Below are 24525 nucleotides of genomic sequence, written 5' to 3' on the forward strand. Positions count from 1 at the left end.
TGAAATTTACAAAACCAAAAACCACTGCTGATGTTGCTCTATTTACGATTACTCAAAGAAAGTTTTGCGTTTGCGATGAATGCGCTTCGCAATAACAAACTGCGCACCATGCTTTCTTTATTAGGAGTGACTATAGGTATTTTTTCGATTATTGCAGTTTTGGCAGCGGTTGATTCATTAGACCAGAAGATTCAAGCCGATTTAAGTACGCTAGATAAAAATACCATTTATTTAACCAGTCAATCGTTTGGGCCAACTGATGTTCCGCGTTGGAAGCGAGAGCAATTCCCCAATGTCACTTTTGAGGAATACCAATATTTGAAAAATACGTTAGGTAATGTTGAAGAGTCTTGTTTTCAGTATTTCACGGTATCGCAAAATATCACTTACGAATCAAAGACTTCTTCAGCTGTCAATATGGTGGCCGTGACCTCGGAGTTTGTCGATGTGCAACGTATGGAGTTTTCTAAAGGACGTTTTTTTAATGATGCCGAATCGTATTCGGGGAAACAAGTGGTCGTTTTAGGGTTTGATATTGCCCAGAATTTATTCGATGATGTTGACCCGATTGGCAAAACGGTGCGTATGTACGGTCAGCGTTTTTTAGTCATCGGTGTTACTAAAAAGAAAGGGGAAACCATGGATATTGGAGGTGGTGATGATACTTCCGCTTTTTTTCCGGCTACTTTTTTGAGAAAAATATACGGAGATAACAATCCGCAAGTATTGCCGGTAATCGTGATTAAGCCCGAAAAAGGAATTGATATCGACGCACTGAAAGGCGATATTGCACAAAAGCTTCGAAACTTCAGAGGTGTAAAACAAGGAGATATTGACAACTTTTTTATCAATATACTTTCGGGGTTGACCGATATGATTGACGGTGTTTTGAGTAGTTTGCGCATGGGCGGGATAATTATCAGCTTCTTTTCGTTTTTGGTAGGCGGATTCGGGATTGCCAATATTATGTTTGTATCGGTTAAAGAACGTACCAATCTTATCGGAATTCAAAAGTCGTTAGGCGCTAAAAATCGCTTTATCTTGTTGCAATTTTTATTTGAAGCCATTATTCTTTGTTTGTTTGGCGGTGCTATCGGATTGCTCATTGTATGGCTTTTGGCTATGGTACTAACCAACATACTCGATTTTGAATTTATCTTGAGTTTTACCAATATTGTTATCGGAACCGGATTATCAGTGATTGTAGGGTTGATTTCCGGTATTGTACCGGCTATCTCGGCTTCCAAATTAGATCCGGTGGAAGCCATTCGCAGCGGAATGTAAGTTGTTTGACCGATTGGTCAATTGTAGAAAATAAAAAAAGACACAAAATGTAAACTTTGTGTCTTTTGTTTTTTTAGAATAGTGTAACTATCGGATATCCTGATTCAAAATCAAATCCAAATACAAATTGATTTTGTTTTTCAATTCTTTACGATGGGCAATAAAGTCAAGGAAACCATGCTCCAAAACAAATTCAGCCGTTTGGAAACCTTCCGGTAAATCTTTTCCGGTGGTGTCGCGCACTACGCGTGGACCGGCAAAACCGATTAAAGCACCCGGTTCTGATATGTTAATGTCACCCAACATCGCATAGGAAGCTGTCGTTCCTCCGGTAGTGGGATCGGTACACAATGAAATGTACGGAATTTTAGCCTCCGATAATTGAGCCAATTTGGCCGAAGTTTTGGCCAACTGCATCAAGGAATAGGCCGCTTCCATCATACGCGCGCCACCCGATTTGGAAATCATTAGAAAAGGAATCTTGTTTTTAATAGAATAATCGATACCGCGTGCAATTTTTTCACCTACAACCGCTCCCATAGAACCGCCGATAAACGCAAAGTCCATACAACAAACCACTAAATCTTTTCCTTTGGATTTACCAACAGCAGTACGCACCGCGTCTTTCAATCCGGTTTTTTCGATGGCATCTTTTAAGCGATCGGAGTATTTTTTGGTGTCCACAAAGTTCAGAGGATCTTTGGCGGTCATTTTGGCATCCAATTCTTTGAATTCGTTGTTGTCAAATAAAATTTCAAAGTATTCTTTACTGCCGATTCTTACATGGAAATCATCTTCCGGGCTTACCCATAAGTTCCGCGCCAATTCATCTTGATCGATGATTTTTCCGGTGGGCGATTTGTACCAAAGTCCTTTAGGAACGTCTTTTTTATCTTCTGTAGGGGTTTGAATCCCTTTTTCTGTTCTTTTAAACCAAGCCATTCTTTATTCGTTTAAGGTTAAAAAGTTTCAAGTTTCAAGGTGCGATTTTTTAACGCGAAACCTTGAAATTCAAACCAATTTTATAATGTATTTACGTTATTCAAGTCGGCAAAAGCTTGTTCTAATCGTTTGTTAAAAGTTAACTCGCCCTCGCGAACCCATTTTCTCGGATCGTAATGTTTTTTGTTTGGAGAATCCGGTCCTTCAGGATTTCCGATTTGTGTTTTTAAGTACTCGATATTTTTAGTGATATAATCCCTGATTCCTTCGGTAAAAGCAAATTGTAAGTCGGTATCGATATTCATTTTTACAACACCATAGGAAATCGCTTCTCTGATTTCTTCCAAAGTAGAACCCGAACCACCGTGGAAAACAAAGTCAACCGGATTGTGACCGGTGTTGAATTTATGTTGAACAAAGTCTTGTGAGTTTTTCAAAATTTTAGGAGTTAGTTTCACATTTCCCGGTTTGTATACCCCGTGAACATTTCCGAAAGCCGCGGCAATAGTGAATTTCGGAGAAACTTTCATTAACTCCTCATACGCGTAGGCCACTTCTTCGGGTTGCGTATATAGTTTAGAGCTGTCTACATCAGAATTGTCAACGCCGTCTTCTTCACCGCCCGTGATACCCAATTCGATCTCCAAAGTCATCCCCATTTTACTCATACGAGTTAGGTATTCTTTACAGATTTCGATATTCTCGTGTAGCGGTTCTTCCGATAAATCAATCATGTGGGAAGAGTACAAAGGCTTACCGGTTTCAGCAAAATGTTTTTCGGAAGCGTCTAACAAACCGTCTAACCAAGGCAATAAATTTTTAGCGCAGTGATCGGTATGTAAAATTACGGTAGCGCCGTAGGCTTCGGCTAAGGTGTGAATGTGTTTGGCTCCGGCAATGCCGCCCAAAATGGCTGCTTTTTGACCTTCGTTTGACAATCCTTTTCCGGCATTATAGGCTGCACCACCGTTGGAAAACTGAATAATAACGGGTGCTTTTAGTTTGGCTGCGGTTTCTAATACACCATTAATGGTACTCGATCCGATAACATTTACGGCAGGAAGTGCAAATCCTTTTTCTTTAGCATAATTAAAAATTGCTTGAACTTCATCTCCGGTAGCAACGCCCGGTTTGATATTGTGAGCCATTGTTTTGTGTCGTTTTTAAGTTAAGGTTACAAAAATAATAATTTCTGATTTTAGAAAGGATAATTTATTCCAATATTTAAAACCGATTGGTCAAAGCGCATTTGCTTGAACCATTTGTCTTGTACAAACTCCGAAGGATTGTAAGTTTTAAAGCCTAAATCCATTCGTACGATAAAGAAATTAAAGTCGTAACGGAATCCGAATCCGGAGCCAACGGCGATGTTTTCCAACGATTTTAATCCGCTGAAAATATAGGCTTCATCTTCGGTGCTGTCGAGTACGTTCCAAATGTTACCGACATCGGTAAACAAGGCCCCGTTTAATTTCTGAAAAATATTAAAACGAAATTCGGCACTAAAGGCCAATTTCATGTTGGCTTCATTGAAATCCAGAAAACTACCGCTCGCACCCGGACCTAAACTATACGATTGCCAAGCCCTGTTGTCGTTGGTTCCGCCGGCAAAATAACTTCGGGAAAACGGAATGTCTTCCGAGTTGCCGTAGGGAATGGCAATTCCCGCAAAAGCTTTGGCGGCCAGCACTTTTTTTCGACTCAAGTCCCAGTGTTTGATGTACTCGAATTCGGTTTTAATGTATTGGGAAAATTCGACATCCAAAAAGGTATTGGCACCGTTCTGATTTTGTAATTGTTTGGAGGCGCGGGCAATCAGCGATAAGAGATTTCCGGCCGATTCAATTTTAGCCTTTATCGCATAAAAATTGTTGCTTAACAAATCTTTTCTGGAAGTCTTAGTGAAGGTAATGTTCGATGCGAAAATTAAATTATTCTCTATCAATCGTTGCCTGCGTTCCATAATGCTCAACAACGATTTTAGGTCGGATACCGAAAGCGAAACATCACCCGCTGCCACATCATTCACAAAATTTAAAACCCCGTTTTCAATGATTAAGTTCCCGTTTTGAAAATAACTCGGATCAACGGTCGGATAGCTTTGGGCAATCTCGTTGATGGTGTTGTAGGAGGATTTGTAAATGTTGAAATAGTTAGACGGATTCAAATTTTTTACGAATTGAATATTGACTAAATCGAGCTTGAAGTTAGTGTTTCTTTTCGGCGTCCAATTGTAGGTGAGTGAACTGGTAAAGTTTTGTTTATCGAGACCGATGTTGGTTTGTTTCGAATATCCGACACTCAACGTGGTGAACGGAATCATGGTTTTCGGAATGATTTTATCGGTTTTGAAAGGTAAAAAGATACGCGGGAAGTTGAGTTTGGCATCGACCCCGATTTCCGAAATGTTAAAGAAAGTATTGTTTGGATTCGCCAAATCTTTAGACGAACCAATGTTGCCGCGGAACCCTATTTCAAAGGTTTCGGCACCGTTAAATACATTTCGTATGCCTAAAAAGGTATTTCCCGAAATCCCAAAATCTTGTATGTTGGAATGCGTAAAATCGGTCGAGAAACCAAACGTATATTTTTTTCTCGGTGTGAGATACACATTGGCAATCAAACTGTTTTTTTGTGTTTTGTCTTCCACATATTGAATCAGCGGGTAGTTAAATACTTTTAAATTGCTCAAATAACGCGAGGTAATGGTGGTTCTGAAATCGGAAAAATAATTGCCTTTAGTGACAAAAATACCATCAGCAATGGCTTTCGGACGGTATTTGAGCTTGTCTACACTATATAAATTGACATCATTGTAGGTAAGGCTGTCTTTGATGGGCGCGTTCGGGTTCGACGGACTGTGATCGGTGAACACATTTACTTTGCTGATTTTGTACAATTCAAACGGTTTAATGCTCACGCTGTCTTCGTTACGAACACTTTCGTTGTCGATGATTAAATCTACATTAGCCTTGTGGGTTTTACCCAACGTATCGATGTCGAAAGTGACATAATTTTGTTGAAATCGGAAAGCACCATTATTTCTGAAATCCTCCGTAATTCTTTTCCTTTCATCATCAAAATCGGTAGTCATAAAAGGTTTTCCGCGTTTTATCATCGCGTTTTGTTTGCGCAATTGATAAATGGAATCCAACGGTTTGCTCGCTATAAACGTTTCGATGCTATCGATAATGTAAGGTTTTCCGAGTATAATGTCGTAACGCAGTTTAGCTTTTTTAGGGCCTAAAGTGTCTATTTTATATTTGGTGGCAACATCAAAATAACCGCGATTGTAATAGTATGATTTTAATCTTTTGAGTGATTTTCGGGTGCTGACAGTATCCAAAATAACAGGAGCTTCACCGGTTTTTCTCAAAAAATTATCTTTACCCGAATACAAGAACGATTCCCCTAAACGCTTCACTTGTTTTTTAGATAACCATTTGGCTTTACGGTAATACCGTTTCGGATTTTTAATCATTTTGTCCTTAAATAAGGAATCCGATTTGGGTTTGGCCAAATTGTATAAATTCAAACGCAATCGATAACCCAATATCGAAGTGTTTTGTTTTTGGTACAATTGGTTGAATACGTCTTCGAGATTATTTTTTTTGTTATCTACAAAAATATCGTTTTTGGTCAGTAGCTTTTTCCCGTCGGGAACTCGTTTGGTGCTGTTACAACCTAAGATAATTAGTCCGATTAGAATAAATAGTGATATTTTTGCGATACGCCTTTTCAAGTGGTGCCAAATTTTAATTCAAAAATACAGTATTTTATGGTTAGTAAAAACCAAATAAAATTAATTACCGGTCTGCAACAAAAAAAATACCGAATCGAGCATCAATTGTTTATTGCCGAGGGTGTAAAAGTAATACAGGAATTGCTCTCGGCAAATTTTGTACCACAGTATTTATTTGCCACGGAAGCAGATTCGGATGTGTTTGGTACTGTTGAAAAAATAGTGGTTAACGAAAATGAAATGAAAAAAATATCGGCATTAAGTACGCCGAGTTCTTGTTTAGCGGTTTTCAAGATACCAAAACCGGTTGATCCCGACCATAAAGGTTTGATTGTAGCACTCGACGACATTCGGGATCCGGGCAACTTAGGGACCATTATCCGGTTATGCGATTGGTTTGGTGTTCGCGATTTGCTTTGTTCCAAGACAACCGTCGATTTGTACAACCCTAAAGTCATACAAGCCACTATGGGTTCTGTTGCTCGAGTTCGTGTTACTTATGTGGATTTGCCCTCTTACTTGGCGGAAACATCATTACCGGTTTTCGGTACTTTCATGGATGGCCAAAATATTTACAAAGAAAAACTACCGGCTGAAGGGATTATAGTGTTCGGGAATGAAGCCAATGGGATTTCGCCAACATTGGAAACCCAAATTAAAAACCGAATAGCCATTCCGAGATTTGGCGATTTACAACAAACCGAAAGCTTGAATGTAGCCACTGCCACGGCGATTTGCCTGAGTGAATTCCGACGTTCTTCTTAATGAAAGGTAAAGTTGATTAATACGGCACGTGTTTTTAACGACTCAATATTGCCGGTCCACGGACTGTTCGGGTCATCGTCGCGAATCAATTCATCATTAAATCCGAAAACACCGCGAATGGAAGGTGAAAATTTGAAGTATTCAAAATACAAGTCAATGCCGAATCCGAAAGTGTAATTGCGTGTCCACGGTTGAACCCTGAATTTTTGTTCCGAGTTGTCGTCTTTTGATTTGGAATTACTCGATAAATTGAGTGTGGTTGAAACCCCGCCTAACAAATACGGACGAACATTTCCGGTGCGCAACGAGGAAAATTTCAATAGTAACGGGAAATCGATATACGTTGCTTTTACTTCTCGCAATGCATCGCGATCATTAGTAAATCCGGGATAGGTAAGCGTTCTGCTGGCGTAATACAATCCCGGTTCAAAACGCAGTTCCACATATTCGTGTAGTCTTAAAACACCTACCAAACCCACATTAAAACCGGTATTTCCTTTCACATTAATGTCCTGTCCGGGTACTTTATAATCGGTTTTGAAATCAAAAGTACTGAAGCCTAAAAAATAACCCCAATAGACGCGTTGTTTGTCAAAATTTTCCAAATTGATAATCGGATCTTTGGCAAAAGTACTCTTCCCGAATTGCGCTTGCGCTATTACGGTAAAAAGGAGACAAAGGAGCGTTATTTTCTTCATTATGCTGCTGAAAATCAGTTTTTTTATTTTTTTGTGGCGGTGTAAATAGTGGCTGCTCCAAAAGTTTGCGGCATTGCTTTACACTCTATAAACGAAATTTTTCGCAAAATATTGTTTAAGGTTTCTCCGTATGGAAAATTGGCCGCCGATTCCGATAAATAACCATAGGCATTATTGTCTTTGGAAAAGAGTTTACCGATTAACGGCAAAATGAATTTTGTGTAAAAAGCATAGCCTTGTTTAAACGGAAATTTTGTGGGAACCGAAGTCTCTAAAATCACAAAAATGCCGCCCGGTTTTAAAACACGGTAAATTTCTGCCAATCCTTTTTCCAACGTTTCAAAATTTCGAATGCCGAAAGAAACCGTAATGGCATCAAAATGGTTGTCGGGATACGGAATGTTCTCACTGTCACCTACCACCATTTCAATTTTATCGGTTAGATTTTTATTCAGAATTTTTTTCTTGCCTACTTCGAGCATGCCCACCGAAAGGTCTAACCCGATAATTTTTTGGGCGGCTGTGGCTTCCGCCATCATAATGGCTAAGTCACCGGTTCCCGTGGCAATATCAAGAGCGGTTTTGGGGTTTTGTGCTTTGACTAAGGCAATCACTTTTTTACGCCATTTTACATCAATACCCAATGAAATCACCCGGTTTAAACCGTCGTAATTTCCCGAAATGGTATCAAACATCTGGGTTACCTGTTCTTTTTTTCCCAAATCAGATTCTTTATACGGCGTAATTTGCTTTGACATTAGTGCAATTTTCTGCAAATATAAGTCAATATCATACAGAGTTGCAAAGTTTTGAAAATAGTATGCCTTTCGTGAAGCATAGCTTTAACGGTTGGATTTCACACTTTGCCGTTTGTTTACTTTCTGATAAAGGTTTGAAAGGTAAAATCGTATAGGTGTTTGTCGTCTTTGGGATGAAATTCTTCCGATACCAATTTCCATTCGTTGGAATCAATTTCGGGGAAAAAAGTATCGGCTTCAAAGGCGTGATGCACTCGGGTAATATCGATTTTATCGACTATGGAAATAGCTTGATGGTATATTTGACCGCCGCCAATAACAAACACTTCTTCTGTTTTCGGACAAGCGGCAATCGCTTTTTCCAACGAGTCGACCACAATACAACCCTCAGGATGGTAATTAGGCTGACGTGAAATGATAACGTGTGTTCGGTTGGGCAACGGTTTGGGGAAACTCTCAAACGTTTTGCGTCCCATAATAATGTAGTGTCCTGATGTTAGGGCTTTAAATCTTTTGAAATCATCAGGTAAATGCCATAACAACTGATTGTTTTTTCCCAGAGCATTGTTTTCTGCCGCAGCGGCTATGAGCGTTATCATGGTTCCAATGATTTTGAATTTTCTAAATCATTTTTCAATTGCTCTATTTTTTTGGTTTGCTTGAGCATTAATTTATCTATTTGTGCTCTTTCCCAGTTTTTGTTCATAAAACTATCGGTAATCAATACTTTGATGCAATGGAATATAAAAATGAATAACCAAATCGTAGCGGCCCAAATCCACCAATTGATTTCATCGTGATAGGACAACCAATGATTGGCTACAAATAAAAAAATACTACCGACAAAGAAGATAATGAAATGAATAAACAAATGTTTTTTTTGTTTGATTCGATTTCTGGCATATTCGTACAATTCGTGTTGGTTAGGTTCCATAAAGCGAAATTTGTGGCTTAAAGGTAAAATTTATTTTTAAATTGATAAAATTCCTTTTTGGGATAATGCAGTACGAAACCGTTTTCTTAATTGGGAGTATAAAATTAAATGGGTGTTAAATTGTAAATCTTCTTCGAAAAGGGTGCTGATTTTAGCAATCTCGTAAAAGTTATTCGCCTTGTAAAAGATAAAAAAAAATGACTTTACTTTGTTGCAGTAATCTATAAATGAATTAGTTATGGCGATTAAGAAACAAGTTATAAAAACAAAACCGGTTGTTAAAGTTACGTTTTCAATCGAAGCAAAAGAGGCAAATACGGCTGCCGTAATTGGCGATTTTAACAACTGGAATCCGGCGGAAGGCGCATTGGCTAAATTAAAAAACGGCACTTTCAAAGCGACTTTTGATTTGCCTAAAGACAACTCTTTTGAGTTTAAATATTTAGTGGATGGTTCGTATGTGAACGATCCGGAGGCCGACCGTTATGCCTATAACGAGTTTGCCGGTTCAGAAAATAGTGTGGTTACACTATAGGTTTTAGTTTTGGTTAGAAAAAACGCCTTGAGTATTCAAGGCGTTTTTTATTTTATACTGCAACCGCTCCTTTAATATGCGGATGCGGATCGTAATCTACCAAAGTGAAATCCTCAAACGTAAAGTCGAATATATTTTTCACATTTGGATTCAAGATCATTTTTGGAAGCGGTCTAGGCTCGCGCGACAATTGCAATGCCACTTGTTCGAAATGGTTGTTGTAAATGTGTGCGTCGCCAAACGTATGAATGAATTCGCCCACTTGCAAATCACAAACCTGCGCAATCATCATGGTAAACAAAGCATACGAGGCAATGTTAAACGGAACGCCTAAGAAAATGTCAGCACTTCTTTGGTACAGTTGACACGACAGTTTTCCGTCGGCCACATAAAACTGAAAGAAGGCATGACACGGCGGTAAAGCCGCTTTTCCGTTGGCTACATTTTCGGCAAACGATTTGGAAGTGTCCGGTAAAACCGAAGGATTCCAAGCCGAAACCAACATGCGTCGGCTGTTGGGATTGGTCTTTAAGGTTTCAATCAGTTCCGAGATTTGGTCAATTTCTTCGCTGTTCCAGTTGCGCCATTGGTGGCCGTATACCGGTCCCAAATCGCCGTTCTCATCGGCCCATTCGTCCCAAATTCGTACGCCGTTTTCTTTTAAATAACCAATGTTGGTGTCTCCTTTTAAAAACCAAAGCAATTCGTAAATAATCGATTTTAAATGCAGTTTTTTGGTGGTTACCATGGGGAAGCCTTCGCTTAAATCAAATCGCATTTGGTAGCCGAACACACTTTTGGTTCCGGTTCCGGTTCGGTCCCCTTTTTGACAACCGTTTTCTAAAACGTGTCGCATTAAATCGTGGTATTGCTTCATTGGGTTGTAAGTTTTATGTTGTAAGTTCTAGGTTTTAAATTGTTTAACATACAACTTATAACCTAGAATTTTTTTACGATTCGCGTTTGGAAATTTCGTCTCTTATTTTCGCTGCTTTTTCGTAATCTTCGTCCTGAACGGCTTTTTCCAAAGCGTCGTGGAGTTCGGAAAGACTCATGCTTACATAGGTGTCTCCGGCCTTGCCTTCGCTATCCAAACCAAAGGTTTCGGGTGTGGAAAGTACGCCTTCGTCATCGTCGTTGGTATCAGTTTCCGTCGGACTCGGATTCAAATAAATGCCGGCTTTGTCCAAAATATTTTTGTACGTAAAAATCGGGGCATTGAATCGCAGGGCTAAAGCGATGGCATCGGAAGTCCGGGCATCGATGATTTCTTCTATTTTATCGCGTTCGCAGATGATGCTCGAGTAGAAAACACCGTCGACCAATTTGTGGATAATGACTTGTTTCACTACGATATCAAAGCGGTCGGCAAAGCTCTTGAATAAATCGTGGGTTAACGGACGCGGCGGTTTAATTTCTTTTTCTAAGGCGATGGCTATGGATTGTGCCTCGAAAGCACCGATGACAATAGGCAGTTTTCTTTCGCCGTCTACTTCATTTAAAATTAAGGCGTACGCACCGTTTTGCGTTTGGCTGTACGATATTCCCTTTATGGTTAGTTTTACTAAACTCATTTTAGCTCTTAGATTGCTGGTATTAGTTTTAGACTTTGAATTGAATCATTGACACAAAGTTTCCCGACATTCAATACAAAACCTTCATAGCCCTGACAGGAGTGGAAATACTTTTTGTTTTGTACTTCGACAGGCTCAGTATGACAAAACAAAAAGATTGCAACGTATGGCAGGAATACGGACTGCAAAGTAACAAAAACTTTTCGCTTCTTAAAATGGATGTCATAAAAAAAGAGCCGCTAAAATTAGTTTTAACGACTCTTTGTTAGGGATTATTAAAAGCTTACGCGTTTTGTGCTTTAAAGGCAGCCAGTTTTTCGGTTAATCTTGGTAAAATATCGAAAGCATCGCCTACGATTCCGTAATCGGCTACTTTGAAGAACGGCGCTTCCGGATCACTGTTGATAACCACTTTTACCTTGGAAGAGTTGATGCCGGCGATATGCTGAATGGCACCCGAAATGCCTACGGCAATGTAGAGGTTGGTCGCTACCGGTTTTCCGGTTTGTCCTACGTGCTCGCTGTGAGGTCTCCAACCCAAATCGGATACCGGTTTGGAGCAAGCGGTGGCTGCTCCTAATACAGTAGCCAGTTCTTCTAACATACCCCAGTTTTCCGGTCCTTTTAAGCCACGACCTCCGGATACCACGATATCGGCATCGGCGATGGTTACTTTTCCGGTTGTTTTTTCTACGGAAGCTACTTTTACGTTAAAATCGGCTTCGTTTAAACTTGGTACGAAATCTTCTTCAGCGGCTGAAGCAGTGCTTTCAAAAACCCCGTACGAGTTTTTGGCCAAGCTCAATACTTTAACATCGGTAGTGATTTCGGTGATGTTGAACGCCTTGTTGGAGAAAGCGGTTCTTTTTACCTGGAATGGTGAAGTGCTCACCGGTAAACCTACTACGTTAGAGGCAAATCCGGCGTCTAACCCTACCGCTACCAATGGTGCCATATACAAACTATCGGTTGTAGAAGACAATAAAATTACTTTGGCGCCTTCTTTTTGAGCGGCTTGTTTGACTACATCAGCGTAGGCTTTGGCGTTAAAGTTGGCCAATTTATCGTTGGTTACTTTTAATACTTTATCTACACCGTATTTCGATAAATCGGATACGTTTCCGGCGTTTACTGTTACAGCCGTAACAGTGGTGCCTAAGGTTTCGGCTACTTTTTTGGCATACGACGCTAATTCAAAAGCTACTTTTTTGAATTTTCCGTCGGCCGATTCTGCGTATATTAATAATGACATGATTTTTTTGTTTTAAGTTGTACGTTCGGAGTTGTAGGTTAAGAACTGCCTACTGTGACTGAACACTGAATACTAAATTACCTTTGCTTCGTTGTGTAAGGCATTGATTAAGCCGTCTAAATCGTCGGCAGCAAATAATTTTACAGCCGATTTTGGTGCCGGTTTTTCAAATTTCACCGCTTTGGTATTGTTATTGGCGCCTACCGGTTCTAATACCGTTAAGACTTTGGTACGAGCTGTCATGATGCCGCGCATGTTCGGGATGCGTAAGTCTTTTTCTTCTACCAACCCTTTTTGACCGCCAATCACCAATGGTAAAGCAGCGGAGATGGTTTCTTTACCGCCGTCAATTTCACGAGCTGCTTTGGCTGTGTTACCCTCGATGGTTAATTCGGTACAAGAGTTCACAAAGTTGTAATCCAACAAACCGGCTAACATTCCCGGAACCATACCGCCGTTGTAGTCTAACGATTCTTTGCCGCAAATCACCAAGTCATATTGTCCTTGTTTTACCACTTCGGCCAATTGTTTGGCTACAAAAAAACCGTCGGTTGGCGTAGCGTTCACGCGAATGGCTTCGTTAGCACCAATGGCCAATGCTTTTCTGAGTGTTGGTTCCGTGTCGGGTCCGCCTACGTTGACCACTGTAACGTTGGCACCTTGTTGTTCTTGAAACCAAATGGCACGTGTCAAGCCAAATTCGTCATTTGGATTGATAACGTATTGAACGCCGTTTGTATCAAATTCGGTATCACCATTCACGAAGTTAATTTTAGACGTGGTGTCCGGCACGTGACTGATGCAAACTAATATTTTCATTGTGTTATGATTAAAAATTTCAGAGCGTAAAAGTATAAAATATATTTCTAATTTTTGTATGCTCGCATACTATTTTTTCAATTTTCAATCGATTTCGTAGGATGTGAAAAAGAGAATTGATAAAAAGGCATAAGAATAGGCTATTAAATAAGGTTTAGAAATGTTTTTTAATCGTTTTTAATTTTTATTTTTGCCTTTCAAAAATATTGACAGTAACAGAATTCAACATATGAGAACGATACAATTTAGAGAAGCGGTTGCCGAAGCCATGAGCGAAGAAATGCGTCGCGATGAATCAGTTTATTTAATGGGGGAAGAAGTAGCCGAGTACAACGGAGCTTACAAAGCCTCTAAAGGAATGTTGGATGAATTTGGTCCGAAAAGAGTCATTGATACACCTATTGCCGAACTTGGTTTTGCCGGAATTGCGGTAGGTTCTGCGATGAACGGTTGTCGTCCTATTGTAGAGTATATGACTTTCAATTTCTCTTTGGTAGGAATTGATCAGATTATCAATAACGCCGCCAAAATGCGTCAGATGTCGGGCGGACAATTCCCGATGCCGATGGTGTTTCGCGGACCGACGGCTTCTGCCGGTCAGTTAGGAGCGACACACTCGCAAGCCTTTGAAAATTGGTTTGCCAACACGCCGGGATTGAAAGTAGTGGTGCCGTCTACGCCTTATGATGCCAAAGGATTATTGAAATCGGCCATTCGTGATAACGATCCGGTAATCTTTATGGAATCGGAGCAAATGTACGGTGATAAAGGCGAAGTGCCCGAAGAAGAATACACCATTCCGTTAGGCGTGGCCGATATCAAAAGAGCCGGAACCGATGTGACCATCGTATCTTTCGGAAAAATTATTAAAGAAGCCTATACAGCCGCTGATGAGTTAGCTAAAGAAGGCATCTCGTGTGAGATTATCGATTTGAGAACCGTTCGTCCTATGGATTATGATGCGATTATCAATTCGGTGAAAAAAACCAATCGTTTGGTGGTTTTAGAAGAAGCTTGGCCTTTTGCCAGTGTGGCTTCTGAAATAACCTATATGGTACAAGAGCGTGCTTTCGATTATTTGGATGCGCCGATTCAAAGAATTACTACTGCTGATACACCGGCACCGTATTCGCCAACCTTATTAAAAGAATGGTTGCCTAATGCGGACGACGTAATAAAAGCCGTAAAAAAAGTAACATATAAATAAAAGGATAGTCTAACGGGAATTTTAGTGAATACAATTTACTGAAAGTCTCAAATACGATTTGTCGAACTGTTTATAAATAAACTATATTTGAAACTTCATCCGATGTAAAAAGATGAAGTTTTTTTTTGCCATGAAGAAACTATTTTTATTCTCTCTGTTTTGGATTACAGCTGTTACGGCACTTCACGCTCAAACTAAGGTGAGCGGTATGGTGGTAGATAACACGAACCAACCGGTTCCTTTTGCCAATATTGTTTTTAAAGGAGCCAAAACCGGCGGTGTCGTGTCTAATGAAGACGGACGCTTTTATATCGAATCGCCCGAAAATTACACGGCTATTGTAGTGTCATTTGTCGGTTTTCCGAACAAAGAAGTAAAATTGCCCAAGCAGGTCAACTACGATTTTAAAGTGGTGATGAGCGAAGGCAATAACCTGAAAGAAGTAGTGGTTTATGCCGGAAAAACCTCCAAAAAGAACAATCCGGCACTCGATATTTTGAGAAAAATATGGGAACGCCGTCGAAAAAACGGACTCAAAATGTTCAAGCAATACCAATACGAAAAGTATGAAAAGGTAGAGTTTGACATGAATACCATAGACAGTGCCTTTATGAAAAGTAAAATTTTCAAAGGGATGGAGTTTGTCTTCAAAAACATCGATACTTCGCGTGTGACTGGGAAAACCTATTTGCCGATTTTTATCAACGAATCGCTCTCTGATTTTTACGGCGATAATGAAACTAAAAAGACCAAAGAAATTCTCAAAGCCAATAAAAACTCCGGTTTGGGCAATGGTGATGGGGTGAATATGTTTATCAAAGATTTGTACAACGACTTTGATATTTATGACAATTACCTCAATTTTTTTGACAAAAGTTTTACCAGTCCGCTTTCCAAAACCGGTATCGACGTGTATAATTATGTGTTGGCAGACACGGCGGTTATCGATAACAAACTTTGTTACAATATTGTGTTTTATCCCAGACGTAAAAACGAGCTTACGTTTAAAGGGGATTTTTGGGTAAATGACACCACTTTTGCTATCAAAACCATCAATATGGCGGTGACCAAGAGCGCCAACATCAACTGGGTAAAAGATATTTACATCGAACAGGAGTATGAAGTGTTGAACGATTCGGTGTTTTTGCCGACACGCGACTACATGATGTCCGACTTCGCACTCAATAAAAAAGAGAAGTCAAAAGGCGTGTATGGGAAACGAACCACCTTATACCGCAATTTTAAATTCAATGAAAAGAAGCCGGAAAAATTCTTTAAAGAAGAAGTCAACTACATAGACAATTCGGTTTACAATAAAAACGATGAATTTTGGGAAGAAAACCGCTTCGAAAAGCTCAGTAAAGACGAAAAGGGAATCTACAAAATGATTGATACTTTAAAAACGGTAAAACGATTCAAGCAGATTTACAGTTTGGCCGAAATTTTAGGTAGTGGTTATATCAATTGGGGCAAATTTGATTATGGTCCGATTTTCTCTACGGTTGGGTTTAACGAAGTAGAAGGTTGGCGTTTACGTGCCGGAGGGCGAACCTATTTTGGCCCGAATGATTTGTGGCGTTTGCAAGGATATACCGCCTACGGATTTGACGACAATAAGTTCAAATACGGCATGTCGGGGAAATGGATGATCGACAAAAAAAATCGCATCATTATTTCGGGAGGAAACCGCAGAGATGTGGAGCAAATCGGTGCCAGTTTAACGACTACCAATGATGTTTTGGGACGAAGTTACGCTTCCTCGGGATTATTTACCACGGGTGCCAACGGGAAACTAACCAACATCAATTTGAGTACTTTGGCGGTTGAAATGGAGCCGGTGAAAAATTTAACCCTCCAATTAGGGTTCTCTTACCGAACGCTCGAATCGGCATCAGATACATTCTCGTTAGATTATTATACCGATGATACGTTTACCAGTACCGCTTCGGAAGTCAAACAATCAGAAGTAAATTTTCAAATAGAGTTTACACCGAAACGCAAAACGATTGGTTACGGCGTGGAACGACGAGAAATCGACAGCCCGTACAGTCGTTTCTTTATCAACTACAGCCAAGGTTTTAAAGGATTTATCGATAGCGATTTTGATTACCAAAAAATTCAATTGTATTACAAGCAACCGATTGTTATCGGAGCCATTGGACGATCGAATTTCACCATGGAATTGGGTAAAACCTTTGGTCAAATTCCGTTAGGGTTGATGAGTGTGGTGCCCGGAAATCAAACGTATTTTATCATCGACAACACGTTTAACAATTTAAATTTTTACGAGTTTGTTGCTGATACCTATGCTACTTTCCAATGGCAGCATAATTTTCAAGGTAAAATTTTTGCCCGAATTCCGGGAATTCGCAAGTTAAACCTTCGCGAAATCATCGGTATCAAAGGCGTTTACGGAACCGTGTCTGATGAAAACAGAGCGATTAATGCCTCCGGATTGGTGTACCAAGCGCCCGAGAAACCCTATTGGGAATACAATGCAGGAATCGGAAACATCTTTAAAGTATTCCGTTTGGATTTTGCATGGCGTGGCAACTACCGCAATTTGCCGGATACCCATAATTTTACCATCAAAGGTTCGTTCGGATTTTATTTCTAATCATGCAGGAAGCGATTGCTTTTTTGGTCGAAAGGGATGCTGTGTTTAAACAACTGCATACCCAATACGGCAATCCGAATGTGCCTACTAGACCCGAGGGTTTTGAAACGCTTTGTAAACTGATTTTAGAGCAGCAGGTTTCGTTGGAATCGGCGCGGGCATGTTATGTTAAAATCGAAAATACATTGGGCCATGTGGCACCTGAAATAATTGCGGTCGCCTCAGAAGAAACACTCCGGAGTTGTGGGGTAAGTCGTCAAAAGACGACCTATCTGAAAGCACTGTCGGAAGCCGTATTGAACCGCCATTTGGTATTGGAATCTTTAGCGCAAAAGCATCCTGACGACGTTAGAAATGAGTTAATCCAAGTCAAAGGTATCGGGCATTGGACCATCGATGTGTACCTGATGTTTTCCTTGCAGTCGCCCGATATTTTGCCCATTGGCGATATCGCTTTGGTGAATACTATCAAAGAACTGTACGGTTGTCAAGATAAAAATGTGATGCTGGCTTTGGCCGAGAATTGGAAGCCTTATCGCAGTATGGCTACCTATTTTTTGTGGCATCATTACCTCCAAAAACGAAATCGCAAATTTATCTATTAGCGAAATAAGCCGTATTTAAAAATACAGTAAATCGCCCGAAAGCCATCGCGCCAATTGATTTTTTTGCCTTCTTCAAAGGTTCTTCCGTAATAACTGATACCTACCTCGTAAATTCTGATTTTCGGAATTCGCGCCACTTTTTGGGTAACTTCGGGTTCAAAGCCAAATCGGGTTTCTTCTAATGAAATCGATTTTAAAATATCGGCACGAAACATTTTGTAGCAGGTTTCCATATCGGTCAAGTTCAAATTGGAAAACATATTGCTCAAAAAGGTCAGGAATTTGTTTCCGATACTGTGCCAAAAAAACAAAATGCGGTGTGGTTTTCCACCCATAAAGCGACTGCCATACACCACATCAGCCACATCATCGGTTATGGGCTTTAAAAGGATGTTGTATTCCTGCGGATCGTATTCTAAATCGGCATCCTGAATCACAATAACCTCGCCGGATGCTTTTGCAATTCCGGTGTGCAGTGCTGCTCCTTTGCCTTTGTTTACGGGGTGTTCCAAAAAAACGATAGGCAGTTCCGGGTTTTTGGCCATGTAGGTTCTGACACTTTCCGCGGTATCATCCGAACTGCAATCATTAACAATAATGACTTCCTTTTGAATGCTGTGAATCAACAACACCCCTTTGATTTTATCCAATATTTTATAAATCGTCGGACCTTCATTGTACGCAGGGATGATAATAGAAAGTGTTTTAATTTCCATCAGAGAGAATTTGAACTCAAAAATAGTTTTTTTGGTTTAGTAGGCAAGAGTTTAAAGGTAGATTTAATAGGATAAATTTCATGTATACCATTTAAACGAATATTCACAACGGATATTGTTTTTATTTGTTAAAGTTTTGTTACTTTTGCGACCGATAAATAAAAAAACAATGGAAAAATTTATGATGTATGTGCCAATTGTAATGGCAGTTTTAGGACTTGTATTCATGGGTATTAAAGCCATGTGGGTAAATAAACAGGATGCAGGTGATGAAAAAATGCAAAGCATTTCTAAAAGTATTCAGGAGGGAGCCATGGCTTTCCTTAAAGCGGAATACAGAATTTTAGCCATTTTCGTGGTAATTGCTTCGGTGGCGCTTTTTGCGGTTTCTCAAGTAGTTAAAACGTCTCACTGGATGATTGTGGTGGCTTTTATTTTCGGAGCCATTTTCTCTGCATTAGCCGGAAACATCGGGATGAGAATTGCTACCAAAGCTAATGTTAGAACCACACAAGCTGCTAAAACCAGTTTGCCAAAAGCCTTGAATGTATCTTTCGGTGGTGGAACAGTAATGGGATTGGGAGTAGCCGGTTTAGCGGTGTTAGGATTGAGCATTTTCTTTTTATTATTCTTAAACCAATTCATGGGTGATGCTACTAAATCATTCTATGAAAATATGACTTTAGTACTGGAAACCCTTGCCGGTTTCTCTTTAGGAGCTGAGTCAATCGCCTTGTTTGCCCGTGTGGGTGGTGGTATTTATACCAAAGCCGCCGACGTTGGTGCCGACTTAGTAGGTAAAGTGGAAGCAGGCATTCCTGAGGATGATCCGCGTAACCCGGCGACTATTGCCGATAACGTTGGAGATAACGTAGGTGACGTAGCCGGTATGGGGGCTGATTTGTTCGGTTCTTATGTGGCTACCGTTTTGGCTTCGATGGTATTGGGTAACTACATTATTAAAGATATGACCGAAGCTTCGGGGACTCAGTATGCTGATGCTTTCGACGGAATGGGACCAATTTTATTGCCATTGGTAATTGCAGGTGTGGGTATATTGGCTTCTATCGTTGGTACTTTCTTTGTGAAAATCAAAAACAATGACGCTAAAGAAGCACAAGTACAAGGTTCCTTAAATTTAGGAAATTATGTGTCTTTGATTTTAACCGTTGTAGCTTGTTGGTTCTTAATCGATATGATGTTACCGGAGAAAATCCAAATGAAATTCTTTGGGGAAGGCGTTAAAGAAATCGCCCGTATCAACGTATTCTATGCTACTTTGGTTGGTTTAGGTGTTGGTTTATTGATTTCAGCGATTACAGAATACTTCACCGCTTTAGGTAAAAAACCGGTATTAAATATCGTTCAAAACTCTTCAACCGGAGCGGCTACTAATATTATCGCTGGTTTGGCAACCGGTATGAAATCAACTTTCGGTTCGGTATTGTTATTCGCTGCCGCTATTTGGGGTGCTTATGCTTTAGCCGGTTTCTACGGAGTAGCCATCGCTGCTTCGGCTATGATGGCTACTACTGCTATGCAGTTGGCTATCGATGCTTTCGGTCCAATCGCTGATAACGCGGGTGGTGTAGCGGAAATGAGTGAATTGCCAAAAGAAGTGCGTCAAAGAACAGACGTATTGGATTCTGTCGGAAATACTACAGCGGCTGTAGGTAAAGGTTTTGCTATCGCTTCTGCAGCCTTAACGGCTTTGGCTTTATTCGCAGCTTATGTAACGTTTACCGGAATTGACGGTATCAATATCTTCAAAGCCGATGTATTGGCGGCCTTATTTATCGGAGGCATGATTCCGGTAGTATTCTCTGCATTAGCAATGCAATCGGTAGGTAAAGCAGCGATGGACATGGTACAAGAAGTACGTCGTCAGTTTAGAGAAATTCCGGGTATCATGGACGGTACCGGAAAACCGGAATACGGAAAATGTGTGGACATTTCTACCAAAGCCGCTTTACGCGAAATGATGTTGCCGGGTGCTATCACAATCATCACGCCAATCATCGTTGGTGCCTTGATGGGTGCTGAAGCTTTAGGTGGTTATATGGCCGGTGTATGTGTATCAGGTGTGCTTTGGGCCATCTTCCAAAACAATGCCGGTGGAGCTTGGGATAACGCTAAGAAGTCATTCGAAGCCGGTGTGGAAATCAACGGCGAAATGACTTTCAAAGGTTCGGATGCACACAAAGCTGCGGTAACCGGTGATACAGTGGGTGATCCATTCAAAGATACTTCAGGACCATCGATGAACATCTTAATCAAATTAACGTGTTTGGTAGGATTGGTTATTGCTCCAATCTTAGGTTCAGGTCACGGTGCCGAAGGCAAAAAAATGGAGTGCACTATGGAAATGAAGAAAGAGTGTACATCAGCAATGATCGGTAAATGCGATATGAGCAAATGCAAAGACATGACTAAAGAAGAATGCGCTAAAATGTGCGATTCTTTAGGGTGTACACCGGAGCAAAAAGAAGCTTGTTTGGCTCACTATGATGCCGACGGAAAATTTATCGCTGATAAAAAAGATTGTTGTGCTAAGCCCGGAGCTGCTGCGGCAACTAAAGATGTAAGGGTAGAAATTACCAATACTAACGGGAAAGCTAAAGCGACTGTTACTACTACAGTTGGTGGTGTGTCTTCAACGCAAACCTTTGAAGGTACCGAAGCTGAAGTAAAAGCTAAAGTAGACGCTTTGAAATAATCGAAAGATTTAAATATAATAAAGATGCCTCGCAACTGCGGGGCATTTTTTTTGTCTTTTTTGTGTAAATTAGCCAGCAACAAACACAACATTAATGACTTCCAGAATCACTTTCTTTTTTGTCCTATTCTGCCACCTAACCTTTGCTCAGCATACATTGCCGTTAATTCCTACTCCAAAAGAGATAAAACCGGGGAATGGTTTCTTTGTCTTAAATAGTGAAACGATTATCAATGCCGATAAGAACTCTTTTGAAGCACAATATTTAAAAGAAGTTATTAATCAAGAGTTCGGACTGAATTTGGAAATTTCCCAAAAAGCTACTACTTCTTCAAAAATTAGTTTATTGACCGCCGTACCGGATGCTAGCAAATTCACCAATGAAACCTTTTATTTGTCGGTTGATCAAAACAGCGCAGAAATCAGTGCTGTTTCAAACCACGGTATTTTCAACGGAATCCAAACCCTTTTACAGCTTTTACCGATTGAAAAGGCTTCTGTGGTTAAATTGCCGATTGTCCAAATATTTGATACACCCAAATACGCCTGGCGCGGCATGCACCTCGATTGTGCTCGTCATTTTTTCTCGATAGATTTTATCAAAAAGTATATCGATTACTTAGCGATGTATAAGTTCAATACGTTTCATTGGCACTTAACCGATGACCAAGGTTGGCGCATCGAGATCAAACAATATCCGAAACTCACAGATGTAGGCGCCTGGCGCAACGGTTCGATGGTAGGCCATTATAACGAACAAAAGTATGATACCATTCGCTATGGCGGTTTTTACACCCAAGACCAAATCAAAGAAGTGGTAGCGTATGCCCAACAACGTCACATAACGGTTGTGCCCGAAATTGAAATGCCCGGCCATGCTGTAGCCGCTTTAGCGGCTTATCCGCAATATTCGTGTACCGGAGGCCCGTTTGAAGTGGAAAAACAATGGGGCGTTTTAGACGATGTGTTTTGTCCGAAAGAAGAAACTTTTACTTTTCTGGAAAACATTTTATCCGAAGTTATCGCTTTATTTCCTTCTGAATACATCCACATCGGCGGCGATGAATGTCCGAAAACCCGATGGAAAAGTTGCGGGCATTGTCAAGGATTGATGAAAGCCAAAGGATTAAAAGACGAACACGAGCTCCAAAGTTATTTCATCCAAAGAATGGAAAAGTTTGTCAACAGCAAAGGCCGAAAAATCATCGGTTGGGACGAAATCCTGGAAGGTGGTTTGGCACCGAATGCTGCGGTCATGAGTTGGCGTGGCACCGAAGGTGGCATAGCCGCTGCCAAAGAAAAACACTTCGTGGTAATGACACCGGGTTCGCATTGTTATTTCGACCATTACCAAGGCAATCCGCAAAACGAACCTTTAGCCATTGGCGGCTATACTCCGGTCGAAAAAGTGTATGCGTTTAATCCGATTCCAAAAGAGTTATCTTCAGAAGAAGCCCAATACATTTTGGGCGCACAAGCCAATGTGTGGACCGAGTACATCGCATCACCGGAACAAGTAGAATACATGATTTTCCCGCGGATGATGGCACTCTCCGAAGTGCTTTGGGGAACTTCCAATCCTGAGAAATATGCCGATTTCGAAAAACGAATGATACAACAGTTTACCGTTTTAGAGCAAAAAGGCATTCAATACAGCAAAGCGTTATTCGAAATTACTTCGGAGGTGATGCCCAAACCCGGAGGCCATGGCGTCTTGTTTTTGTTGAAAAGTAATCAATCCGGAGATAGCATCCGCTACACCACTGATGGAACGCAACCCACAGCACAATCAAAGTCTTACGACCAACCGTTGGAAATTACCAAATCGCAAACCATCAAAGCCACTTATTTTGAAAATGGTTTGGCCAAGAGTAATGTTGCCGAACAATTTTTTCGGATTCACAAAGCAACAAGTCAATTGGTGTCGCTTCAAAATCAACCCAAAGGCAGTTATGCCAAAGGAGGCGGATTCACCTTGGTAGACGGGATTAAAGGTGATACAGCCAAATTCGGTCAGCATTGGTTGGGTTTTTCGGGAACCGATTTAATCGCTACTATCGATTTGGGCAGCAAACAAAAAATAAATCACTTGAGCATTGGTTTGTTGAGCAGTCCTTCGTCGTGGATTTATTTTCCGAAAAAAGTAACTTTTCAAGTGTCAGAAGATATGATTCAATTTAAAACGGTCGGCACTTTTTCTTTCGAAGAAATTCAAAAAGCCAAGGGTCAAGTTGAGCTGAATTGTAAAAATAAGAACATTCAATTTGTAAAAGTCACTGTCGAAAACTTCGGCACTATTCCCGATGGCCAACCCGGTGCCGGAAATAAAGCGTGGCTTTTTGCAGACGAAATAACCGTAGAATAACCATGAGTAACCGCAGAAACTTTCTCAAAACAGCCGCAGTAGGCTCCGTAGCCATAGCTTTGCAATCGTTTGCTTCTAAAGAAGATAATTTGGCAAGGCCCAAAGGCAAAGTCAATAAACCGATCGTTTTATCTACATGGAACTTCGGCGTACAAGCCAATGGTGCTGCTTGGGAGATTCTAAAAAATAACGGTCGTGCTCTCGATGCGGTGGAAGCCGGGGTAAAAATTCCCGAGGGCGATCCCACGGAAAGAAGTGTTGGTTACGGCGGCCGACCTGACAGAGACGGCAAAGTAACGCTCGATGCGTGTATCATGGATGAGTTTTCGAACATCGGTTCGGTAGCCGCTTTGGAACACATCAAACATCCTATTTCCGTGGCGCGAGCCGTCATGGAAAAAACGCCGCATGTAATGTTGGTTGGCGATGGTGCGCTGCAATTTGCCTTATCTCAAGGGTTCAAAAAGGAAAATCTCTTGGTAGAAGCTTCCGAAAAAGAGTGGAAGGAATGGCTTAAAACCAGTCAGTACAAACCCATGGCCAATATCGAAAATCACGACACCATAGGAATGATTGCTTTGGATGTTCACGGGAATCTTTCCGGCGCCTGTACTACGAGCGGGATGGCGTTTAAAATGCACGGTCGAGTAGGCGATTCGCCCATTATCGGTGCGGGTTTGTATGTGGATAACGAAATCGGAGCCGCGACGGCTACTGGTCATGGCGAAGAAGTGATTCGCATAGCCGGCTGTCATTTGGTGGTCGAATTAATGCGACAAGGGAAATCCCCGCAACAAGCGTGTGAAGAAGCCGTCATGCGTATTGTAAAACTCACGCAGAACCGGAACAAAAACCTAAAAGACATTCAGGTCGGTTTTATCGCCTTAGACAAACAAGGTAATTATGGGGCCTATTGCATTCAAGGCGGATTCAACTATGCGGTAAACGACCATTCGGGGAATCGATTAATAGATGCTGATTACTTTTTGAAATAAA

21 protein-coding genes are annotated in these 24525 nt (G+C 40.8%); 9 read left to right on the forward strand and 12 right to left on the reverse strand.

From position 1 onward, the window contains the following. Positions 1 to 30 precede the first annotated feature (30 nt). On the forward strand, positions 31 to 1284 hold the full coding sequence (locus tag QHT84_RS03870; RefSeq protein ID WP_283238217.1) for an ABC transporter permease: 1254 nt from the start codon (positions 31 to 33) through the stop codon (positions 1282 to 1284). Positions 1285 to 1371: 87 nt separating this feature from the next. Here the strand turns inward: QHT84_RS03870 and accD are convergent, their stop codons facing one another. The 3 genes from accD to tamL all read right to left on the reverse strand — a co-directional run bounded on the left by accD (position 1372) and on the right by tamL (position 5968). Beyond that, complete coding sequence (accD, locus tag QHT84_RS03875) at positions 1372 to 2226, reverse strand: acetyl-CoA carboxylase, carboxyltransferase subunit beta (RefSeq protein WP_283238218.1); 855 nt, start codon at positions 2224 to 2226, stop codon at positions 1372 to 1374. 80 nt (positions 2227 to 2306) lie between these two features. Beyond that, complete coding sequence (gene fbaA / locus QHT84_RS03880; protein ID WP_283238219.1) at positions 2307 to 3374, reverse strand: class II fructose-bisphosphate aldolase; 1068 nt, start codon at positions 3372 to 3374, stop codon at positions 2307 to 2309. Between the two features lie 50 nt (positions 3375 to 3424). Next, entirely contained in the window at positions 3425 to 5968 is a 2544-nt protein-coding gene (tamL, locus tag QHT84_RS03885; protein WP_283238220.1) for a translocation and assembly module lipoprotein TamL, read from the reverse strand. 36 nt (positions 5969 to 6004) lie between these two features. Here tamL and QHT84_RS03890 point away from each other — a divergent pair, with 36 nt between their 5' ends. Continuing rightward, positions 6005 to 6733 (forward strand): TrmH family RNA methyltransferase, encoded by a 729-nt coding sequence (locus QHT84_RS03890; RefSeq protein ID WP_283238221.1) that lies wholly within the window; start codon positions 6005 to 6007, stop codon positions 6731 to 6733. Here the strand turns inward: QHT84_RS03890 and porT are convergent. The 4 genes from porT to QHT84_RS03910 all read right to left on the reverse strand — a co-directional run bounded on the left by porT (position 6730) and on the right by QHT84_RS03910 (position 9123). Continuing rightward, on the reverse strand, positions 6730 to 7431 hold the full coding sequence (porT, locus tag QHT84_RS03895) for a type IX secretion/gliding motility protein PorT/SprT (RefSeq protein WP_283238222.1): 702 nt from the start codon (positions 7429 to 7431) through the stop codon (positions 6730 to 6732). The genes QHT84_RS03890 and porT overlap by 4 nt on opposite strands. Before the next feature lie 23 nt (positions 7432 to 7454). Next, the gene (ubiE, locus tag QHT84_RS03900; protein WP_283238223.1) at positions 7455 to 8189 is read right to left on the reverse strand and encodes a bifunctional demethylmenaquinone methyltransferase/2-methoxy-6-polyprenyl-1,4-benzoquinol methylase UbiE; all 735 of its coding nucleotides are present in this window, start codon (positions 8187 to 8189) and stop codon (positions 7455 to 7457) included. A 116-nt stretch (positions 8190 to 8305) separates the two neighbouring features. Beyond that, on the reverse strand, positions 8306 to 8788 hold the full coding sequence (locus QHT84_RS03905; protein WP_283238224.1) for a dihydrofolate reductase: 483 nt from the start codon (positions 8786 to 8788) through the stop codon (positions 8306 to 8308). Then, positions 8785 to 9123, reverse strand: a complete 339-nt coding sequence (locus QHT84_RS03910) for a 2TM domain-containing protein (RefSeq protein ID WP_283238225.1) — start codon at positions 9121 to 9123, stop codon at positions 8785 to 8787. The genes QHT84_RS03905 and QHT84_RS03910 overlap by 4 nt, the downstream gene beginning before the upstream one ends. Positions 9124 to 9361: 238 nt before the next feature. Between QHT84_RS03910 and QHT84_RS03915 the strand changes: the two genes are divergently transcribed. Next, positions 9362 to 9658 (forward strand): isoamylase early set domain-containing protein, encoded by a 297-nt coding sequence (locus QHT84_RS03915; protein ID WP_283238226.1) that lies wholly within the window; start codon positions 9362 to 9364, stop codon positions 9656 to 9658. 52 nt (positions 9659 to 9710) lie between these two features. Here the strand turns inward: QHT84_RS03915 and QHT84_RS03920 are convergent, their stop codons facing one another. From QHT84_RS03920 to QHT84_RS03935, 4 genes are all read right to left on the reverse strand, one after another. Continuing rightward, positions 9711 to 10535 (reverse strand): thymidylate synthase, encoded by an 825-nt coding sequence (locus QHT84_RS03920; RefSeq protein ID WP_283238227.1) that lies wholly within the window; start codon positions 10533 to 10535, stop codon positions 9711 to 9713. Between the two features lie 73 nt (positions 10536 to 10608). Further along, positions 10609 to 11232: a bifunctional nuclease family protein gene (locus tag QHT84_RS03925; protein WP_283238228.1), complete on the reverse strand. Its 624-nt coding sequence runs from the start codon at positions 11230 to 11232 to the stop codon at positions 10609 to 10611. A 283-nt stretch (positions 11233 to 11515) separates the two neighbouring features. Next, a complete protein-coding gene (locus tag QHT84_RS03930; RefSeq protein ID WP_283238229.1) occupies positions 11516 to 12484 on the reverse strand; it encodes an electron transfer flavoprotein subunit alpha/FixB family protein in 969 nt (322 codons plus the stop codon). A 72-nt stretch (positions 12485 to 12556) separates the two neighbouring features. After that, positions 12557 to 13303: an electron transfer flavoprotein subunit beta/FixA family protein gene (locus QHT84_RS03935; protein WP_283238230.1), complete on the reverse strand. Its 747-nt coding sequence runs from the start codon at positions 13301 to 13303 to the stop codon at positions 12557 to 12559. Between the two features lie 220 nt (positions 13304 to 13523). On the opposite strand from QHT84_RS03935, the gene QHT84_RS03940 reads away from it, so the two are divergent. The 3 genes from QHT84_RS03940 to QHT84_RS03950 all read left to right on the forward strand — a co-directional run bounded on the left by QHT84_RS03940 (position 13524) and on the right by QHT84_RS03950 (position 17732). Beyond that, positions 13524 to 14510, forward strand: coding sequence for a pyruvate dehydrogenase complex E1 component subunit beta (locus QHT84_RS03940; protein WP_283238314.1), 987 nt, complete (start codon positions 13524 to 13526; stop codon positions 14508 to 14510). A gap of 130 nt (positions 14511 to 14640) precedes the next feature. Then, on the forward strand, positions 14641 to 17127 hold the full coding sequence (locus tag QHT84_RS03945; protein WP_283238315.1) for a DUF5686 and carboxypeptidase-like regulatory domain-containing protein: 2487 nt from the start codon (positions 14641 to 14643) through the stop codon (positions 17125 to 17127). A gap of 2 nt (positions 17128 to 17129) precedes the next feature. Beyond that, positions 17130 to 17732 (forward strand): DNA-3-methyladenine glycosylase family protein, encoded by a 603-nt coding sequence (locus QHT84_RS03950; protein ID WP_283238231.1) that lies wholly within the window; start codon positions 17130 to 17132, stop codon positions 17730 to 17732. On the opposite strand, the gene QHT84_RS03955 is transcribed toward QHT84_RS03950, so the two are convergent. After that, complete coding sequence (locus tag QHT84_RS03955) at positions 17729 to 18448, reverse strand: glycosyltransferase family 2 protein (protein WP_283238232.1); 720 nt, start codon at positions 18446 to 18448, stop codon at positions 17729 to 17731. The genes QHT84_RS03950 and QHT84_RS03955 overlap by 4 nt on opposite strands. 169 nt (positions 18449 to 18617) lie before the next feature. On the opposite strand from QHT84_RS03955, the gene QHT84_RS03960 reads away from it, so the two are divergent. The 3 genes from QHT84_RS03960 (at position 18618) to QHT84_RS03970 (ending at position 24524) form a co-directional block, all read left to right on the forward strand. Continuing rightward, positions 18618 to 21164: a sodium-translocating pyrophosphatase gene (locus QHT84_RS03960; protein WP_283238233.1), complete on the forward strand. Its 2547-nt coding sequence runs from the start codon at positions 18618 to 18620 to the stop codon at positions 21162 to 21164. Between the two features lie 94 nt (positions 21165 to 21258). Continuing rightward, the gene (locus QHT84_RS03965; RefSeq protein ID WP_283238234.1) at positions 21259 to 23529 is read left to right on the forward strand and encodes a glycoside hydrolase family 20 protein; all 2271 of its coding nucleotides are present in this window, start codon (positions 21259 to 21261) and stop codon (positions 23527 to 23529) included. A 2-nt stretch (positions 23530 to 23531) separates the two neighbouring features. Further along, entirely contained in the window at positions 23532 to 24524 is a 993-nt protein-coding gene (locus QHT84_RS03970; protein WP_283238235.1) for an isoaspartyl peptidase/L-asparaginase family protein, read from the forward strand. Position 24525 lies beyond the last annotated feature (1 nt).

It is taken from the genome of Flavobacterium sedimenticola (assembly GCF_030053345.1).
Classification (GTDB): Bacteria; Bacteroidota; Bacteroidia; order Flavobacteriales; family Flavobacteriaceae; genus Flavobacterium; species Flavobacterium sedimenticola.

Coding starts and splice junctions, on each gene's coding strand:
- QHT84_RS03945 (WP_283238315.1), top strand. CDS start 14,641: ATGAAGAAACTATTTTTATTCTCTCTGTTTTGGATTACAGCTGTTACG.
- porT (WP_283238222.1), bottom strand. CDS start 7,431: ATGAAGAAAATAACGCTCCTTTGTCTCCTTTTTACCGTAATAGCGCAA.
- fbaA (WP_283238219.1), bottom strand. CDS start 3,374: ATGGCTCACAATATCAAACCGGGCGTTGCTACCGGAGATGAAGTTCAA.
- QHT84_RS03950 (WP_283238231.1), top strand. CDS start 17,130: ATGCAGGAAGCGATTGCTTTTTTGGTCGAAAGGGATGCTGTGTTTAAA.
- QHT84_RS03910 (WP_283238225.1), bottom strand. CDS start 9,123: ATGGAACCTAACCAACACGAATTGTACGAATATGCCAGAAATCGAATC.
- QHT84_RS03970 (WP_283238235.1), top strand. CDS start 23,532: ATGAGTAACCGCAGAAACTTTCTCAAAACAGCCGCAGTAGGCTCCGTA.
- accD (WP_283238218.1), bottom strand. CDS start 2,226: ATGGCTTGGTTTAAAAGAACAGAAAAAGGGATTCAAACCCCTACAGAA.
- QHT84_RS03870 (WP_283238217.1), top strand. CDS start 31: ATGTTGCTCTATTTACGATTACTCAAAGAAAGTTTTGCGTTTGCGATG.
- QHT84_RS03925 (WP_283238228.1), bottom strand. CDS start 11,232: ATGAGTTTAGTAAAACTAACCATAAAGGGAATATCGTACAGCCAAACG.
- ubiE (WP_283238223.1), bottom strand. CDS start 8,189: ATGTCAAAGCAAATTACGCCGTATAAAGAATCTGATTTGGGAAAAAAA.
- QHT84_RS03915 (WP_283238226.1), top strand. CDS start 9,362: ATGGCGATTAAGAAACAAGTTATAAAAACAAAACCGGTTGTTAAAGTT.
- QHT84_RS03935 (WP_283238230.1), bottom strand. CDS start 13,303: ATGAAAATATTAGTTTGCATCAGTCACGTGCCGGACACCACGTCTAAA.
- QHT84_RS03930 (WP_283238229.1), bottom strand. CDS start 12,484: ATGTCATTATTAATATACGCAGAATCGGCCGACGGAAAATTCAAAAAA.
- QHT84_RS03920 (WP_283238227.1), bottom strand. CDS start 10,535: ATGAAGCAATACCACGATTTAATGCGACACGTTTTAGAAAACGGTTGT.
- QHT84_RS03955 (WP_283238232.1), bottom strand. CDS start 18,448: ATGGAAATTAAAACACTTTCTATTATCATCCCTGCGTACAATGAAGGT.
- QHT84_RS03960 (WP_283238233.1), top strand. CDS start 18,618: ATGGAAAAATTTATGATGTATGTGCCAATTGTAATGGCAGTTTTAGGA.
- QHT84_RS03965 (WP_283238234.1), top strand. CDS start 21,259: ATGACTTCCAGAATCACTTTCTTTTTTGTCCTATTCTGCCACCTAACC.
- QHT84_RS03905 (WP_283238224.1), bottom strand. CDS start 8,788: ATGATAACGCTCATAGCCGCTGCGGCAGAAAACAATGCTCTGGGAAAA.
- QHT84_RS03890 (WP_283238221.1), top strand. CDS start 6,005: ATGGTTAGTAAAAACCAAATAAAATTAATTACCGGTCTGCAACAAAAA.